The sequence below is a fragment of the Plantibacter sp. AC185 genome, assembly GCF_979258065.1.
Genome location: NZ_OZ409831.1, coordinates 3272172 through 3289984 on the forward strand (window position 1 = coordinate 3272172; position 17813 = coordinate 3289984).

A 17813-nucleotide genomic window follows, 5' to 3' on the forward strand; every position below is an offset into this window, starting at 1 on the left:
TTAGTGAAAGTTCAAATCTTTTGAAAGATGAGGCCCGATGGTACCGCCGACCGAGTCGATTGCTGGACCTCGAACCGAGGAGGTGGCGACAATTCGTCCGCAGGACAGGGCCCCAAGTCGTCCGTTGATTTCGCCAGTGCAGTCAGGGGATGTCGATACATGACAGGCGACCCGTCGATGGGTCGGCGCTTTCGCTCGAGCGCTTGCCTTCTACCGATGCCTCGGGGTCCGCGCCGACCAGGACGTCCGAAAGTCTGTCGTGCGAGGATCCTTTTCACCGAACCATGACACCCAAGCCGACGTGGTGCGGTTCGATCCATCGCACTGTCGGGATTGTTCGCTGCCGACAATGTCGGAGGGGTCGACACATGCAGTCGACCCCTCCGGCTGGCCGCTTGGGGGATACAGCCAGCAGGTCCGGCGTCAGTCGTTGCACGTCTCTCCACGCCACCACGATCGCTGGACCCGGGACTATTCACCCGCACCGGCGGGAATTCGTCAATCTCGGTCGCGTGGAATCACCCAGCCGCCGATCGCGATGGGTGCGCTTCGGTGGACATCGCACGCCGAGATTTCCCCGCGCCTGAGCGAATCTGCAGATCCGTCGCCGCATGCGCGGCGCTCACCAGCCCGACGTGACGGGATCAAGCACGTGGAACCGCTGGTCGCGCACTTCGAAGGGGGTGGACGTGCAGAGATACTGAGCCCGCGGCCGAACGTGCTCCGCTACACCAACCCGGGAGGATGCAGTCATGTCACAGCAGTCAGACAGCAGCGCGCGAAATGGCCGACGCAGCGGCAAGAAGCGCGCAGCCATCGCAACGGGATCGCTGCTCGGTGTGGCGATCCTCGCCAGCACGGCAGCGTTCACCGACTACGGCATTCTCGGCCTGGGCGGATCCGGGGGATTCGGCGGGCGCGCGAACGCGTACAACCTCCAGGTGTCCGCCGGGCAGGAGAACACGACGGCGTCTGTGGCCGCGTGGGTGGAGGCGAACCCGACAGCGGTGGACGTGGCCCCCATCGCGGGTGCGGATCGCCTCGTCCCGGGCGGAGCGCCAGTCATCGTCAAACTGCCTTTCCGGAACGAGTCCACCAGCTTGAAGTCGACGACATCGGTGACGTTCGTCGATGTGAACGCGAACCCCTCGAGCGCTGACGCAGCGTACGCGGGGCTGCTCAGGTTCGACATCGCTGAGGTCGAGGACGCTTCCACGATTCCAACGACCTGGTTGGTATCGGGGCTCCGGCTGGCAGCTGGACAGGCGACGGTGTCGAGTGCCTTGAGCACGCTGAGCCCCGGCACTGGCAGAGTCCTCGTCGTGCGCGCCTACCTCGTCAACGGTGCGACGCAAGAGGCCACCAACGCCGCGAACGGCGGGTCGGTGCAGATCCACGCGCGTTTCGACGGGCAGTCGATCGACTGACCTGGTCAGGCCGTCTTCACGCGCGGGGTGAAGGAACCTCGGTCCCGATGACATCTGTGCTGGAGGCAGATGGTGATCCTGAAGCGGCGGACGGGGACGGCGCGTTCGTGGGAGATCAGCTCGCGATCAAGAGCCGCCTCCGGAAGACCAAGACTCTTCGAAGGACAGAAGTTGTGACCACGAACCGATCGGCTTCGAGCTGTCGACGGGTTGCCACAGGTGCGGTGGTAGCGGTGTTCCTGTGGGCGATCATCGCCGGGATCAGTACGACTTCTGCTGCGTTCACCGAGGAGAAGAGGGCGCATGCTCGCGTCAGCGGCAGAGTCGACGTGTCCCAGTCAGCTGACGGGCTGTCTCAGTACTCGGATCCGCGGGCGCCGCAACAGATTCGCATCGCACCGGAAGCGAGACCGATCCGAGCGCTTCCGGAAGGCGGATCGGGTGAACCGCGCACTGAGACTGCCTCCTTCGCGGTCGAGATCTACCTGAGTCCCGATTCCGCTGAATCGGACGTGTACGTCTCTGTGTACGACCAGGAACTCTCCGATGCCTCTGCAATCAGCGACGCTCTGGTGTTCGGCGTCTACGACAGTTCAGTGTCGCTCCTAAGAGATGGGACTCCACTGCCAGCGCCGGAACTCCTGAACCTGAACAACGGCCGAGGAGCCGCGCTGCCGATCTCCCTCAAACCGGGAACCTCAACGTCGATCAGGTTGAAAATCTGGCTACGCGCCGATGCTCCTCGCTCGGCTTTCAATCAGCCAGCGAACATCGGCATCCGTGTGCTCGCGGAGACCCGTGTCGGTGAATCGTTCGTCCTCGAGGAAAGTCTGGAGTGATGGAGAACGCTTCAACTCCGATCGAGCGAACGATGTCGAAGAACGAGAACAGCGATGAAAGACAGGTGAGGGGATTGACCGCGCTACTCAGCTTTACCTTCTTTTTGCTGGCAGTGATGACCTGGCTACTGCTCCTGGCGGACGTCTCGACCGAGCCGTCGGAGCTCCCTGGCGAGCCACTGCGAGACTCGGTGACCATCGACACTCCGACAATGGGCCATCTCGCTTCCTCGCCTGGATCGGCGACAGCCACCGGAGAGCTGACGTTGTCCTGCTTCGGCGCGATGAATGCCCAGGCCAGAACGACGCCCGATGAGTCTATGGACCACGATGATGCCTGAAGTTCGTGAGCTCCAGACCTTGGTCGTCCCGTCCCGGTCTCCGAGTCGGTTTCGTGTGGCGGTCATTCTTTCCATGCTGCTCGTCGTCTCGAGCTGCATCGCTGTCGTGAACGCTCGTGCAGCTTTCTCTGACCGCGCCGTCATTGACATGCACACCATCAGTAGCGGCACGTTCTCCCTTGGACTCGTCACGCCATCTGGCTTCGCCACCCAAGTGGGAGCGAAGAGGGCGACGTTGTCCTACGCCAACGAAGACCGGTTCGTTCCGGGAGCGACCGCTCGAATCGACATCCGAGTCTTCAACAACAGCCCCGCGATCGCTGCGAACATACGTCTCTCGATCGTGGCGGACGGTGCTCTAGCCGACACCGTGCGGTTCTCGGCATCATCGGCATCGGGAGGGGAGACCGTTGGTGTGTTCGGATCACCTGACGAGCCCGAGGTGAACGGACTCGCGGCTGCGGTGATTCCTCGCTCCCAGAGTATCTCGCTATCGCCAAGAATCTCTGAGCCCATCGCCGAAGGTGCCGTGTGGAGCGGGCCGGCCACGTCACAGGTGGTCCTGAGCGTGTATGTCCACCTCCCGAACACTGATGAATTGCGCGCTGTGGCGCACGGGTCCCTGAGTCTCACGATCACGATCACCGGGAGCTCTCTATGACCGTCGAATTTGGCGTCCGGCGCCGGGCCGCGTTGATCGGCCTGGCCGCAATGATGACGGTGATGACCGGTCTGGTCGGTGTCTCCAGCACATCTGCTGGATTTGTGGATGTGACGTACGCGGCCGCGCGCCTCCGGACCGAGTCACCACCTGCGCTGCCGGTTTCGTATGACCAGTCGTTCGGGTCGAGCCTGTTCCTCTCTCGTTTCGGCGAGCTCTTCGTCGCTGGCTATCGGGGTACCGGTGACGGGGCCGGAGGACTGACGACGAGTGCTTCTGCACCTCCGACCAGAGTTGTGTTTCCTGAGGGAGTCGTCATTGTCGATGCTGCAGGGAGTACCGACGACTTCACCTCGGCCCAGGCTCTGACCACCTCGTTTGCGGCTCTCGATTCCGCCGGGCGGGTGTGGACCTGGGGTGCGGTTTTACCTGGAGGTGACGTTGGACGTTCGCTGATCGGGCGTGGACCACTCAGCGCCCAGGCCGCAGCCACCCCTGGACAGGTGAGTTCCACTTCCGACCCTGCCGTTCCCCTGCCGAAAATCGTCGATATCGCTCGTTCTGAGAACCAGTTCTTTGCGCTGGATGGTTCCGGGAAGCTGTGGGTGTGGGGTTACGGAGGGCAAAACCTACCTCTTCCAGACGGTTCCGTTGCGAGTAGGACGGCGCCGACGATGTCCAATACGACCGGTGCGCTGCCGGGGCGTGGATCATGCAAGGCGGGAATGCCGAATCACGTGGGCGAGGTCGTTTGGCACTCCCTGTGGGGAGGCACCAACTCCAGTGGTGCCGTCGCGACAAATGGTCTGGTGTACACCTGGGGCTATGACAACTCCGACGGGGTGTCGGCACTGATACTCGACACGGGCTGTCCGACCTTGAACCAAGGTGCCAACGAAGCGCTCTTCGCCGCGTATCCGCACCTCTACCGAGCGGCCGACGGGTCGACCTTCTCACCTGATGCGCTGAGAACGAGAGAGGCCAGGAACGTCCGGTATCGAGCCATCGTCGCGAACATGGTCAGCAGAACGCTCCCAGAATGTGATGGAACGAAGGCGACTGGTCAGGTTGATTCCGGGCCATGCCCGGTCCGTCAACTTGGCTTCAGCGCGCGCGCGCCGCGTCTGCTGCTGCAGAACGGGACGATGCTCACGTGGCAGGTGTCGGCCGAGTACTTCGGCAAGACCTTCTTGGGCCGCACGTCCAGTCTCACGCCGCTCAGCAGCAACTACGTGTTCTCTCCCGCACCGGTGACGATCGAAGGCAGCACGGACTCGGTCGACCGGTTCACGGCCGGCATCAGTTCGGTTCTCGTGCTCACGAAGACCGGTCGCGCGTTCGGCTGGGGCGATAACAACCTGTGCCAGGCGGTTGGTGGCGGGTGGGACGACGTGAGCAGGCGAGCCATACCGCTCGTCTGCTCCACCGATGCCCCTTCGCGGGTCGTCACACTTCCTGCTCCTGTCCAGGGGCTGCCAGCGGCACCTCTCCAAGCCATCGCAGCGACACAGTGCGCTGCCTGGGTGACGACGACGTCCGGTGAGGTGTACGCCTGGGGGGCCGGAACGGCCGCCGGATGGAACTTCACGCGATGCATGCCGCGGACCGCTGCCGTAGCTGGATACCGCGTATACGACTACGCAGCGTCCAGCGCACAGAGCCCGTTCGGTACACCGATCCCGGTGGTCTCGACGGGCACCACGAGAGTCCGAGCGGAATAGATGTCACGACAACATGCATCCGGCCATGGTCAGGGTAAAGGCGGCATCGTGTGGCCGATCCTGGCAGTGCTCCGTTCCGCGACGCTGTGGGTCGCCGCTGGGATAGGAGCTCTCTCCATCATCCTGTTCTTGCTCGGCATCGCGCTCGGCCTGCGGTCACACGTGGTCATCTCGGGATCGATGGAGCCTTCGCTGTCGACGGGATCTCTCATCGTGACACGCACCGTGCCGGCCTCGGATGTCGGGATCGGTGAGATCGTGACGGTGAATCGAACCGACGGCCGTGGCCTGGTGACGCATCGGGTCGTGACGATCGAGCGCGACGGTCATCAATGGATGTTCACGTTGCAGGGAGACGCAAACGATGTCGAGGACCCGGAGCCGTATCGCGTGACCACGGCGGGAGAGCTCGTCGCGGCCGTCCCGCATCTCGGTTACGTCGTCGCGTCGCTTCGCGAACCGCTCGGCATAGGAGGGCTTGCCGTGGTGGCTGTGGCGGTCCTCTGTGTCTATCTCTGGCCGATCGACCGACGTCGGAGCAGTCGGACAGCTTCTCCAGGAAGCTGATGCGGGCCGAGCGTGCCGCCGTGGAATCGTCGGCCGATTACCGAGGCAGCCTGCTGTCGTAATCGCCGCGAGTCTTGCGTCGGCCCCGTTCGTCGCGATTCACGGCCACCGCGGTGACGAAGACGACGACGAGGACGCCGATCAAGATGCACAGCAGGATGACGTACACGTGGAACACCTCTTCTGGATTCGGACGACCATCGGCCATCCAGACGGGACGAACCCGCTTGCCGCGGACCGATGAGACTCTCATCCGACCGGGCGCCTCGGACGCTGTCAAGACGCCGCCGCGTGGTACCACTCGGTCACCGGGCAGGGTGCTCCTCTTTGCGACAGCATCGTACGAGAGCAGACCCGCAAGGTCGGCGCCGCGCGCTCGAAGTCACACTCCGAGCCGTCCCATGGAAAGGAGTTGCTCATGGCTCAGCACGGTGTTGGAGCGCGCTACCGCGCTTCCGTGCGAACGCGCATAGCGACCGGAGTAGCGGTGGTAGGTGCCCTGATCATGACCTGGACGGTGTTGTTCCCGGCCGTTCCCGCCCAAGCGACGTCGAGTACACTCGAACTTCCTGACGAGACATCCGCCATTTGGATCGATCTCGAACAAGCAGGCCTCCGCGCAGAGGACGTGGAGATGTCCTATCACTTGGATTCCGGTCGCTGGGAGGCGCTGGTTCCGGTGAAAACGACCTTCGGGCTCCATGCCGAAGTCGATCTCGGAGAAGCAGCAGATCCTCATGAGGTGGCTGTTCGAGTGCTCGCTCGGCTTCAACCTTCTCGGAACCTCAATCCCGACCTCGCGGTGACCGCGGTGTCCTCGACAGGTGGCATTCTTGCCGAGACGCGCGAGCGGATCACGCCAGCCCGAACAGGTGCGCCTGACGACGAGTTCGTGCCGGACGTGCCCGACGACACCAGCATGCCGGCTGCTGGGTCCGATGAAGCTGCCGATCGCGGGCGGCCGTCGGGGTGGCTGGAGAGCACCGGACTCGCCCTCTTACCTGCCGCGATCGCTGCGGCGGGTTTCCTTTGCGTCGGAATCCTTCTTCGTCGATTGCGTCGCACCGTCAGTTCGGATCGAGTGTCATCATGACGGCGACGCAGGGCTTCTCACCGAGGCGGGTCATCGGACTTCTTGTTGCGATCGGGGTGCTCACTGCAGGCACGATCGCCGGCCTGCCAGCGCGTGCGTTCGCTGCGACAACGGACCCGAACGCCCCGTCTGCGGCACCCACAGTCGCTGTGGGGGAGAGGCTCCCGTTCTCGGAACCTCGGGGTGTCGTGCCGGTCGTCGAATCCGAGATCGGGCGCGGAGAGCGGCTCGGCACCGATCCGGCGTCGATGATCGACGTGTCAGCAATGCTCGGGGCCGGAGATCCGACCGTCACGCCGAACGCAATCCTCGTTCGCATCGCCGTCTTGACCGCCGAATCCGAACTCAGCGTCCGCTCGGGAGGCGGATCGCAAGAGCCCGGGTATCCGGTCCTCGTCGTCGCGAGAGGCCAGTCCGCGTCCACGAGCGTGCTTCTACCCGTGGTGTCGGGTCGGATCAACCTCTGGTCGACGCATCCTGCAGACACCAGGATCGAAATACTCGCCGTCTTCGGAGACAACCGGCTTCCGTCTCCTGGGGAAACGATCGCTTTGCCTGAGCCGGTGACTCGCGCGGACACGAGCCGAGGAATCGCAGCAACCGAGATATCGGCTGAACCCGTGACTGTCGGCCTCGTCGGCGTAGGAGGGGTTCCGTCTGATGGCGTCCGAGGCGTGTACGTGACAGCGACGTCCACCGTTGACGCAGCGACGACGCTCCGGCTCGATGGGCAATCGATCGTGCTCGGTGCCGGGACCACATCGGTGACCACGCTGCTCACACCGGACGAGACGGGAGCGACATCTGCGAGACTGACCGAGGGGAGCGGCTCATTCCGACTGGACGTCCGAGGTTGGGTTGCCGGCGCAGGCGAGGACTTCGCGCGCGCGAACGTCTCTGGCGGGTTGTCGCCCACGGCTTCGTCCGAATCCAAGAGTGAGGTCATCGACCTGGGCGATGCTCCCGGGCGGCAGCAGCAAGTGCAGCTCGGCTCGCCTCGAGACGCCACCCATGTTGTCGCTCTTGTGTCCGCAGGACCGGCCGGCGAGACGACGCTGCTCGACCTCGGGCCGCCGAGCAGCGGGCGGGCGCGAGGGATCATCGTGGACGAGAAGGCGGGAGCCCAGCCGCAGCTGGTCGTGACGCCGCTGCAAGGACGGGGCGTGAGCACGCTTTCGCTTGGGCGGGGGCAGACCGCTGCGTCGGTGCTCACGGTTGGCGAGGTCCTCGGATCTCAGGCGCCGGTGCGCCAGGGGGCACGGCCCGCGATCACCATCGGATCACACCAACCCGGCCAATCGGTCGATCTCGGCGTCAACGGGTCCGTCGAACTGTCCGGCACCGTCGACATCTCCGAGGCGAGCCTCGACCGTGTTGAGGTATCCGGTCCGGCTGGTCTGATCGGCAATGCCGAAGTTCTGCACGACTCGACGGGCGTGCTCACCTGGGCGTATCGGGTCTCAGCCCCAGAGGACGGACTGCATCGATACACGGCGACCGCGGTGGACCGGGCAGGACACACGAGCACCGCTGAGATCAGTCTCGAGGTAGACGCAGTCGACGAGACGGACACCGTGGTCGCGCCGGACGTGGTGATAGCGCGGACGGACCTCGGCGGACCGGTGGCGGCACCGCTGGGGCCCCCGAGCGCGTCACCGTCGATTGCCGGATCCGACGGTGTTGTGGACCAGACGCCGGCTGTAGCGGACGTCGCGTCGAGTCGAGTGACCTTCACCAGCGATCCGGGTCTGAGTCCCGGAGATGTCCTCGTGTCTGAGGCCACCGAGCAAGCGCCTGACGGTGTGTTCGTTATCGTGCAAGCGGCGGACCGGATCTACGACGAATGGGTTGTGACGACAGTTCCCGCACGGGTCGAGGACGTGTTCTACCAGGCCGACGTGGAGCGGCTGGTCAGCCTGACCGACCCGGCTGGAATTCTCGTCGACGACGATCCCGAGACTGCACCCGAAGAGACGGAGTTCCAGCACGAGATCGACGAAGGAGGAATCAGCTCGTCGATACTCTCCGGCGAGGCCGTGGACCTCGACGACCTCTCAGAACCGAGCGATGCCGAGCCGCAATCCTCGGTGGATGGTCGTGGCGCCCTTCAGGGAGCGCACCGAGACGCGGGAAAGTCGTATTCGGTCGACGGCGTTCCACCCCCAGGCGCTGTCGCCATGACGGACGGCTCGGGTAAGGACGATGAACCGGGGGACTTCGGCATCTCGCTGTCATCTCGCCTCCATGTCAAAGCCGTGTACGACACCGAGACGAAATCCCCGAGGCTTTCGGATCTCTCGAAAGCCGCTGGAGACCCGAAAGCGCTCCTCCAGAGCCAATTCCGCGAGATGACGCGCACTCAGGAGACGGGGCTCGTGCTGTCGGCAGCAGCACAGGTCGGTTTCGAACTCACGTTTGTACTGCGTACCCACTTCACCTTCGCTTGGTTCTCCACATCGGTGGTGGTCGACGAGCTCACGGTCAAGGTCAGGACCAAGATCAAGGCCGAAGCGAGCGTGATGGTGTTCATCGCTTCGTCACTCGAGCACGCCATCCGCAACAAGGTCGCCGGATTCAAGCTCCCGGCGTTCACCGTCCCCGTCGGACCGGTGCCGGTCGTCATTCTGAACTCCGTGGATGTCGCGTTCAAAGTGTCTATGCGGTGGCAAGCGGCTGTGTCGATCCCTTCGATCGGGATCACCCGTGAGGACGTAGCCGGCTTCACCTACTCGTCGGGAGCGGGAAGCCGCTCCCTGTCGAAGGCTCCCAAGATAACGAGCTCTCCGTTCAAGCCCGAGAAGCTCAGCGACGTCGAGTTCAAACTCTCCGGCGACTTCGCGATCGGTCCGGAGGTGTCGGTGACCTCGAAGATCTATGGCTTCGCCGGTCCCGAGTTCTCAGTGGCCGGGCAAGCATCGATCAGCGGCTCCATCAAGAATGTTGGCTCTGCAGTCCAGGTGGAGGTGTCGCTCGACCTCCTCCTTACTTTCGCCGGGCGGCTGAAGGTCTCGATCGCTCGATGGACGCTCGCAGACCTCGAGCTCCTCACGCTCACCGGCAAGTACACCCTGTTCACGCGCACCTGGGAACTGGCTGATCTGGACCCGAAGGAGGAGCCACCGGGTACGCCGGCCAAGCGTGCACCCTGGTAGACGCGAAGCCTCTGCGGAGCGAACTGTTTCAAGCGCGCAGGTAATTCCACGCGCCATCCTGAGGAAAGTACTGAGGTTCGATTACAGTTCGGTGTGGAGCGGCACCGCTTCGGTGCGTGCGCGCAGCCTGTAGCCGGTTTCCTTCGAGTATGGAGTGCCCTTGGTTTCCGCCTTGAGAGTCGCAATCGTCGAGGACCAAGAGCTGTATCTCGCGATGCTGGCAGCCGTTGTGAACGCACATCCGACGACTACGGTGGTCGCGGCGGCAAGCGGCGCTGCGGAAGCACGCCGGAAGATTCTTCCAGGCACAGCCGATGTCGTCATCATGGACGTCGAGCTCGCGGACGGAAACGGTGTGGCGCTGGGTGTCTCGTTGCGTCGCCGCGACCCCGAGCTCGGGATACTGCTGCTTTCCAGCCACGATGTCATGGATCTCGTCCTGAGCTTGCCCGAGGACATCTCCGCGGGGTGGAGTTACCTGTCGAAGCTGTCGTCGATGAACGCGGAGACGCTGATCCGGGTGCTTTGGGGCACTGCTCAAGGAAACACGATCCTTGATCCAGCATTGGTCGACAAGTCGACTGCGAGGCTTGGCTCCGGTCTGGCGGGTTTGACGGCGCGTCAGTTCGAGGTGTTGAAGCTCGTCAGCCAGGGGTACTCGAATCAGGCGACCGCGGATCGCTTGGCTCTCTCGGTGCGATCCGTGGAAGGTCACTTGAAGGGGATCTACGACGTGCTCAAGATCTCCAATGACGGCAATGTGAACCCACGTGTATCGGCCACGATCGCATTCCTGCGTGAAACGTCGAGGACGATCTGATGCCCAGCCGCCTCCTGGGGTTCAAGCCCCTGCCGAACCCACTGGTCTCACGCGACGAATACGTCCCTGATGATGGTCGACGGTTTGTCGTGGGGCAGGCGATCGCTCTCACCTGGCTCGGACTGCTGCGCGTCGCATTCACGTGGGCGCCGCACCTCGATCTCGGCGCACAACGGACGATCGTCACTGACTTTCTGATGGATCTCGTCTGCATGTTCGTCGTCGCGGCTGCCTATCGGTGGCGGAATCCGGTCTTCCGAGGGCGCATCGAACGCGCGCGGATCATCGGAGAAGTGATCTTGCTCGTGAGCGCGGTTCGTGTCGTCATGCAGTTCTTCGGAGAGCCTCCGAACCTGGCCTCGTCGTTCCTCCGGCAGCTCTTCGTCGCGCTCCTCCTGATGATGCTCGCAGCGGTCGGGCTGCTGAGCGTCGATGTCGGCGTTCGCACCCGTATCAGGGAACGTTCAGAGCTCGAAGCACGATTTCGGGCGGCTGAAGCTTTGGAGGCAGGAGTTCGCAAGGAAGAAGAGGTTCGCGCAGAGATTCGCCGACGCCTGCACGGCTCTCTCCAGCAGTCCATCCTCTTCATCGAGTGGAAAGTGGCGCAGCTGCGTCGCGTGGCCGTGGCCGGCGAATCCGCGCCGTCCCTTGTCGAGGGGCTGTCTGCCGTCGCCCGTGACCTGGAACTCTTGCGTGAACGGGACGTCCGGGCAGTCGCTGAGTACTCCAGGCCCGCAGGGCTCGACCTCGGGGCGCCGAGTGCGATACGCCTAATGCTCGACCGGCTGCCGTCACACGTGAGCTTCACCGTTGCGATCGAGCCGAAGCTCGAAGAGATCGAGCGGCTCGAGCAACCGCAGCTCGATAGTGGCATCAGGACTCTCGTCGTCGACATCGTGCAGGAAGGACTGACGAACGCACTGAAGCACGGTGCTGCACGCCACGTCGACCTCACGGTGGGACTCGACGGGGATCCTCCTTCCGCGATCTCGATCGTCTTCGACGACGCCGGCACCGGTATGCCGAGCATGCCGGGCCCTGACCGTGGCCTGCAGGTGCTCCGAGATCGGATCCGCGCTCATGGGGGTGAGATCGAGCTCGGTGAAGCCCCGGCTGGAGGCGCGCGGTTGTGGGCACGCATTCCGCTGACCTCCACACAGCTTCTGTCCGAGCCGCCACCCGGTTAGTCGGTGCTTGGTGACGCGGTCAGGAGGGAAACCTTGCTCGGAACACCGTGCTAGACGAGACTCAAGAGGTTGCCGCGGAGAGGACACGGTCGACCCGTGCCCTCTCCGCCGGCGCGTGCGTCACCGGCTTCGAGATCGTCTCAGCCCCGAGGGACGATCCAGGCCCGTGGCGCACAGGCCACGGGTGGCCGATGAGCCTACGCCGAGCGGACTGATGCGGCTCCGAATGCACCGCACCAGCAACTCGATCCACCGAGCCGCGGTTGTCCCGCGCCGCCGTGAATCGATTCTGGACCCCGACCAATCCGTTCGAAACCCTCCCGAGAGGTTCCACGCATGTCGGAAACCAGTCTCCGACACGCAGAGACGTCGATCGCGATGATGGTCCTCCGTGCGACGGCACCCAGCAACGGTGCAGATCGGGAGCAGACCAGGTAGTACCACGCGAAGGTGCTCTGGCCGTTTGACGCGAGAACCGGAGCGAAACGACTCGGACGGAGCCCGAGCAAAGGCTCGTGCTCCGTCCGAGCTGTGATCGGAATGGGGTTACTTTCGGTCGGCCCTTCGCTTCGACCTGACCATGAGGACGAAGAGCGCACCAAGGACGATCGCGATCGCGCTCCCGGACACGAGAGTCGTGCTCAACGCTCCGTCGAAGCCGGTCGCGGCGAGGCCATCCGCTCCACGAGGCGCAGGCTTCGGCGCGGCCGCCACTCCAGGACCGCTGCCGCCCGACGGCGTGCCGGAGGCGGACGAGGTCGGCTCGAGAACCGTCAGTTCGATTGCGGCGAACGTTGCTGGTGCGACAGCGACAAGTGCATGAGCGCGAGCAGGGGCGCTCGCAGGGATGACGATGCTCCCACTCTGGGAACCGTCAGGACCGATGACGACCCTACCGATGACGTTGGTGCCGTCGGTGCCCCAGACAAGCTGAGCCTCGTCGCCGGCGGTGAAGCCCGAAAGCTCGAACTGCACGGTGTCGCCGGGGCGCGCCGACGTCTTCGTCACCGACAGTGAGGCACCCTTAGAGCTGGACGGTTCGAATGTCGTCGGTGCGGTGTCTGTCCCGGAGCGAGTGGTCACGCCTGCAGCTGTCACGGCGTACACGCCAGGCAGATCCTCGGTCGGATGTCCCGGAGTGGGGTCACACTCGTCTCCGAACGCATCGCCGTCCTCATTGCTCTGACTGTAGTTCTCGACGTCAGGGCAGTTGTCCGACACCTTCGGCGTGCTGTCGCCGTCCTCGGAGATGAGGACCTGCGTCGAGGCCGTCGAGGACTTCCCGTTGGCTTGTGTCGCCCGCACCGAAACCGCTCCTTCGTAGAGCGAGTCGAATCGGAACTCAGCCACCGGTTCTGCGGTGGTGCGATCGACGATGTCATCGCCGTCGATGTCCCACTCGTAGGAAGCGATGACGTCATCTCCCGCAACACTCCCGCGGGCGTCCAACCGGATGGTGGTCCCCATCGCCTGGACGTGGGGTCCGAGCAACCAAGCTGATGGGCTCCCGTCCTCGGCGACAGCACTCGGCGCAGAGCCAAGACTTGCCAGTTGCGTTGCGACACTGCGAGCGATCCCCGACGGTGCGCGGAGAGCAGGAGCCCCGGCGTTACTCGCCTGGATCGCTCGGGCTCGAGGCGTCAGCCCGATCTGGGTCTGAATGACGCTCGCCACTTGGGCGTGACCGACAATCCCGGGGTGGTACCAGTTCATCTTGTCGGTGCTGGCGCTGTAGTCCGTTCGGCCGCTGGGATGCACGACCCGTGTCTCCTTCGCGAGCAAGCCGTTGATCCACTGGTAGTTGTTTCGCAGCATCGTGTCAGGCTCCGGCTCGTGCCCCTCGAATGCGCGAGCGACCCCGGAAGCGTAGATGACCGGGTTCGACGGGTTGGTCCGGTTCCATGCGTCGACGACCCGCTGCTGCATGTCTGCGGCGGCCGATCCCAGTTGGCGGACTCCCTTCGAGGCGTCATACGAGTAGCCCCCCCAGCAGAGCACGACGTAGTCGCAGAGATTGTGCGGAGCGGCGGTGCTCAGCTGCGGGTATCCGACCAGCATGATCTCTGCATTCGGCTTCATACGCTCCGAGAGCCGCTGCAGGATCACGGTGAGCTGCTCTTCGACGGCGGGTATTGCTGCGCGTGCGGAGTCCACCTTTGCGCGGCAATCCCCAGCAGACCGGTATCCGAGGGCGAAGCAGTACTTGATGATGTCCTGGAACCCAACGTCGTTGCCACCGATCGTGAACATGACGAGATCGGCTTCGCTGTCGACGCGCGGGATCTGTTTGTCGAGCATGTCCGAGGTCTCCGCCCCGCTGTGCGCATAGCTCGAGTAGCGCGCGTTGATCTGCGGCTGAGTGTTGAGCCAGTCCGTGTAGACCTCGGCGTAGTTGTTGTGACTCAACCGCGCCTCCGGATCACCCCAGTAGCGGCCGGCTCCATTCCCTGCCGAGTAGGAATCACCGAGCTGGACCACATTGTATGGCAGGTCGGGTGTGACGGGTTCTGCCGCGTTCGACACTGTGCCTGTGCCGAGCACGACTGCACCGGTCGTCATGACGAGAAGAGCGCTCCTCGCAACATCTTTGAGGGACAACAACTATTCCTTTCGCTGGATGCCCACCTTGGTGCGGCTCAGCGAACCCCCGCGGCGTGCATGGACTCGGACGAATCCTGTCGCCATGCTGGTTGTCGCGTCCTCGCGTGGGAATCGACGGACGCGTGTTACCACCTGGTCGGACGACGGTCGCATGAGCGGTCCTTCGTCCTGGCGGGCGACATCTGAATCTGGAGCAAGTGATTCCTCGCGTCCGACGCTGGAGGTGTGGGGTTTGTCCTGGTCGACGAGGCTTGGCTGAGCCTACGGTCGGATCCTGGGCCGGAACGGCTCATTCAGCGTTCGATCAAGGGGGTGTCTATGGCACGTGCAGCTCGAACGGTTGTTCTTGTTGGGATCGCGGCACTGGTGGGCAGTCTCGTTGCTAGTCCGGCGGTTCCATCTCGCGCGACGGCCGCTCAGACTGCGTCAGCAGCGGCATCGTCAGGCGCTGACTCCTTCGAACTCACCCTGGATCCACGGTGGATCGACCGCAGCTGGACCGTGCCGGAAACCGTCGACGGCGTTGAGGTGACGATCGCGGGCGCCCCCGGCCGAGGGTCCGCGGGCGGTGCAGGTGCGACGTTCACGTTCCGGACTCGCTCCCTGACGCCGGGCACGGTCCTTGATGTGCTGTTCGGCGCGGGCACCGATGGAACATTTTCCGCGCTGGACGCCGCCCCGGGTGGTGTGGGCGGGAGCATGGAGGAGTCGGGCACCGCGGGCGGCAACGCGACGATGCTCGTGCAGCGGACGGACAGCGACGTGTGTGCTCAGAGCCCGCGAAACGTCATCGCCGTCGCCGGAGGTGGCGGAGGATCATCGGGAAGGCAAACCCGAAGCGGGATGTTCACCGATTCTCTTGATCTGACCCCTCCTGTGCGCGGCGAGGACAGCCTCGTATGGAGCTCCGGGGGTCCCAGCACGGTGCGGGACGCTTGCAGGAGCGGAATGCAGGCGAAGGCTGGAGAGGCTTCGGGTACTTCCTGGTACTCGCACCTCACCGGAGGTGGAGGAGGTGGAGGCGGACTCAACTCCGGAGTCGGCGGCTCAGCCCAGACCGCTTCCGAGTGGACACAGGGCAATCGGAAGAACCTCTACGGCAACCTTCCATCGCTCGTTCCTGCGACCGGAGGAGGGGCGGGAACGAGCCATCTGGCTTTTCACTCGTGCGGTAACCCGTGCTCGTTGCCGGCCATCACCCCGAACACCGGACCCGCGTTCGTCACGCTCAGGTGGAAGCAACTTCGGGACACTCAGGTCATCATCCGCGACGCCGATGGCGGTGTGCTCAGGGGGCAAGTGCAGCAGACGATCAGGAAACCGGCTACAGGCGACATGCGCACCCACGTGGAACTCGATGCGGGTACCGTCGCCGTCTACCTGGGAGATCGCAAGCGAGCGGAAGTCAGGCCTGCTGCCTCGGGGAAATTCGCGTTCGACCTCGCGCAAGAGTTACTACCCGGGTCGCCGGTGGCGGTACGAGTCGAGTTCACCCCAGACGCCCCCGGCCTGCATCGGCCGTCCACTGCCACCACCGAACTCGTGCCGGGTCGCTCGTCGTCACGTTTCCTCTTCGAGCCGATGCTGGGTGCGGATGGCACACACTCGCTCGTCGTCCGCTTGGCGTCATGGGCGGACGCAAGCGTCGACGTTGATCTGCCCCGAATAGGCTTCGCATCGCGCAGCTCGGGAACCGACACTCCCCAGCCATTAGGTGAGGTGACCGCTGGACGTCTCGGCCCGAACGTCTGGTGTCTTCGTCTGAACGTCACCGATCAGCCATCCCAGGAGATCACGGCATCGTTTTCAGGTGACCCATGGCACGCCCCCACCCTCTCGATGCCGTACCAGTACAACCCGGCCGATTTCGCTCAGAAGGCCTGGTCTCGGTTGTCCGTCTACGACGGCTGTCCAGTTGCGACCCTCTCTGAAATGCCGGGCCGACCGCTTGCTCAGTCCACGCCCCTCGCGGCGGCCCAGGCGGTGGAACACGCGCCATCGGTGCAGGACGCTGCATCGAGCGCCGGGAATCGTACGAACACCGATGCCGACACCGAGCCTGAAGTGCGCTGGGCAGGGGACTGGAAGAGTGTCTCACCAGGATCCCGCGTGACGCTCGCCGTCGATGTCGAACACGGTCGTGTGCCGACAAGCGAAGGAATCGTCGATTTCATGCTCAACGGATCACCGATCGGCAGCGCGACGCCGGTCAACGGTCGAGCCACCCTCGAGCTACCAGCTCCGACAAGTGCGACCTACCGGATCGACGCTGTCTACACGGACTCAGCCGACGGCACAGGAGAGAGTTCCCTGGCATGGGCGGTGGCCGAACATCGCACGCTGACGGTGGCGCCAGAGGAGTTCGCTCTTGCTCTGACCGTTGTCGGCATCGATGCAGCCCTGCCGGGAGGAGCAGTCGATCTACGCGCCATCGGATCTTCTCTCGCGACGACCACCCCTGTCACCGGTGATGTGTTGTTCTTTGACGACGGCCTCTTCTTGGGCAGGGCACCGATGGAGAGCGGCAGTGCGGTCCTTGAAGACGTCAGCCTCGATCAGGAGAGCAATCTCGTGACGGCATTGTTCCAGGGGGATCCGGATCGCTGGAAGGATCCCGGAGGCGTCTCCGTCGAGGGTCACTACGCGCTCCGGGGCACAGAACTCACTCTGACCGTCGCAAGCGTGACGCCCACAGCCGATTCAGCAGGGGCAGTCCTGGTGGAACTGAGCAGTGACGTCACGTCAGCCCCCGTTACGGGCGAGGCTGCGTTGTATCGTGGCAACGATCTGCTCCTCGAACTATCGGACGCGTACGAGGCCCCGACGAGGCCCGGGATCGCGGCAGCTTGGTCAGTTCCGATCGCTGCGCTCCCAACGGGTCATTTCGAGCTCACTGCTCGATTTGCAGGCGACCCAGGCGTGGAATCCGCCACCTCGGTTTCGACCGTCGTCGATGTCCGTCCTCGTCGTACCGAGGTCTCTGCAGTTCTCGACGGCTCGACACTGCGACTGAGCGCAACAGTCGACCAGGCCGGCATCTCTGCCGACGCTGCGGGCGCCCGTCCCTGGGGGGTTGCATCCGTCTACCGGGGAGTCGAGATGCTCGGTCGAGCGATCGTCGTGGAAGGAACTGCGAACGTTCCACTGCCCCGAGCCGAACGTGGGGCGTCCCTTCGGGTCGAGTTCAGGCCGCTGCGGATCGACCTCGGTGAATCCCAGACGACTGTTCGTAGCGGCACCCTTTCGCGAACGGGCTTCTCCGTCTCGCCCGCAGGCCTCCTGTCCGCCGGATTCCTCCTGGCGTTCGGAGGGGCCCTCGTTGCGATACGGCGGCGCGGAACTCGTACGCGAGGAGAGTGACGCGTCGATCACCAGGCCGCCCTCATCAGACTTCGCTTCGCCCT

The 17813-nt window shown here is 64.1% G+C and carries 13 protein-coding genes; 11 read left to right on the forward strand and 2 right to left on the reverse strand.

Annotated elements, in window-relative coordinates; translation table 11 throughout:
- Positions 1-752 precede the first annotated feature (752 nt).
- The 6 genes from ACZZZB_RS15330 (at position 753) to ACZZZB_RS15355 (ending at position 5556) form a co-directional block, all read left to right on the forward strand.
- Positions 753-1427 carry a hypothetical protein gene (locus ACZZZB_RS15330; protein ID WP_079003091.1) on the forward strand — a complete coding sequence of 225 codons (675 nt, stop codon included), beginning with the start codon at positions 753-755 and terminating at the stop codon, positions 1425-1427.
- Positions 1428-1474: 47 nt separating this feature from the next.
- A complete protein-coding gene (locus ACZZZB_RS15335; RefSeq protein WP_138944998.1) occupies positions 1475-2266 on the forward strand; it encodes a hypothetical protein in 792 nt (263 codons plus the stop codon).
- A gap of 32 nt (positions 2267-2298) precedes the next feature.
- On the forward strand, positions 2299-2607 hold the full coding sequence (locus ACZZZB_RS15340; protein ID WP_153303499.1) for a hypothetical protein: 309 nt from the start codon (positions 2299-2301) through the stop codon (positions 2605-2607).
- A 73-nt stretch (positions 2608-2680) separates the two neighbouring features.
- Positions 2681-3268: a hypothetical protein gene (locus tag ACZZZB_RS15345; protein ID WP_463530129.1), complete on the forward strand. Its 588-nt coding sequence runs from the start codon at positions 2681-2683 to the stop codon at positions 3266-3268.
- Entirely contained in the window at positions 3265-4989 is a 1725-nt protein-coding gene (locus ACZZZB_RS15350) for an RCC1 domain-containing protein (protein WP_463530130.1), read from the forward strand. The genes ACZZZB_RS15345 and ACZZZB_RS15350 overlap by 4 nt, the downstream gene beginning before the upstream one ends.
- A gap of 48 nt (positions 4990-5037) precedes the next feature.
- Complete coding sequence (locus tag ACZZZB_RS15355; RefSeq protein ID WP_463530131.1) at positions 5038-5556, forward strand: signal peptidase I; 519 nt, start codon at positions 5038-5040, stop codon at positions 5554-5556.
- A 37-nt stretch (positions 5557-5593) separates the two neighbouring features.
- On the opposite strand, the gene ACZZZB_RS15360 is transcribed toward ACZZZB_RS15355, so the two are convergent.
- Entirely contained in the window at positions 5594-5809 is a 216-nt protein-coding gene (locus ACZZZB_RS15360) for a hypothetical protein (RefSeq protein WP_463530132.1), read from the reverse strand.
- 165 nt (positions 5810-5974) lie between these two features.
- Here ACZZZB_RS15360 and ACZZZB_RS15365 point away from each other — a divergent pair, with 165 nt between their 5' ends.
- The 4 genes from ACZZZB_RS15365 (at position 5975) to ACZZZB_RS15380 (ending at position 11808) form a co-directional block, all read left to right on the forward strand.
- Positions 5975-6649 carry a hypothetical protein gene (locus ACZZZB_RS15365; RefSeq protein WP_463530133.1) on the forward strand — a complete coding sequence of 225 codons (675 nt, stop codon included), beginning with the start codon at positions 5975-5977 and terminating at the stop codon, positions 6647-6649.
- Complete coding sequence (locus ACZZZB_RS15370) at positions 6646-9801, forward strand: hypothetical protein (protein ID WP_463530134.1); 3156 nt, start codon at positions 6646-6648, stop codon at positions 9799-9801. The genes ACZZZB_RS15365 and ACZZZB_RS15370 overlap by 4 nt, the downstream gene beginning before the upstream one ends.
- 160 nt (positions 9802-9961) lie before the next feature.
- The gene (locus tag ACZZZB_RS15375; protein WP_153303494.1) at positions 9962-10621 is read left to right on the forward strand and encodes a response regulator; all 660 of its coding nucleotides are present in this window, start codon (positions 9962-9964) and stop codon (positions 10619-10621) included.
- On the forward strand, positions 10621-11808 hold the full coding sequence (locus ACZZZB_RS15380; RefSeq protein WP_463530135.1) for a sensor histidine kinase: 1188 nt from the start codon (positions 10621-10623) through the stop codon (positions 11806-11808). Before ACZZZB_RS15375 ends, ACZZZB_RS15380 begins: the two co-directional genes overlap by 1 nt.
- Positions 11809-12354: 546 nt before the next feature.
- Here ACZZZB_RS15380 and ACZZZB_RS15385 read toward each other — a convergent pair.
- Complete coding sequence (locus ACZZZB_RS15385) at positions 12355-14367, reverse strand: SGNH/GDSL hydrolase family protein (RefSeq protein ID WP_463530136.1); 2013 nt, start codon at positions 14365-14367, stop codon at positions 12355-12357.
- A gap of 360 nt (positions 14368-14727) precedes the next feature.
- Between ACZZZB_RS15385 and ACZZZB_RS15390 the strand changes: the two genes are divergently transcribed.
- The gene (locus ACZZZB_RS15390; RefSeq protein ID WP_463530137.1) at positions 14728-17769 is read left to right on the forward strand and encodes an Ig-like domain-containing protein; all 3042 of its coding nucleotides are present in this window, start codon (positions 14728-14730) and stop codon (positions 17767-17769) included.
- Positions 17770-17813 lie beyond the last annotated feature (44 nt).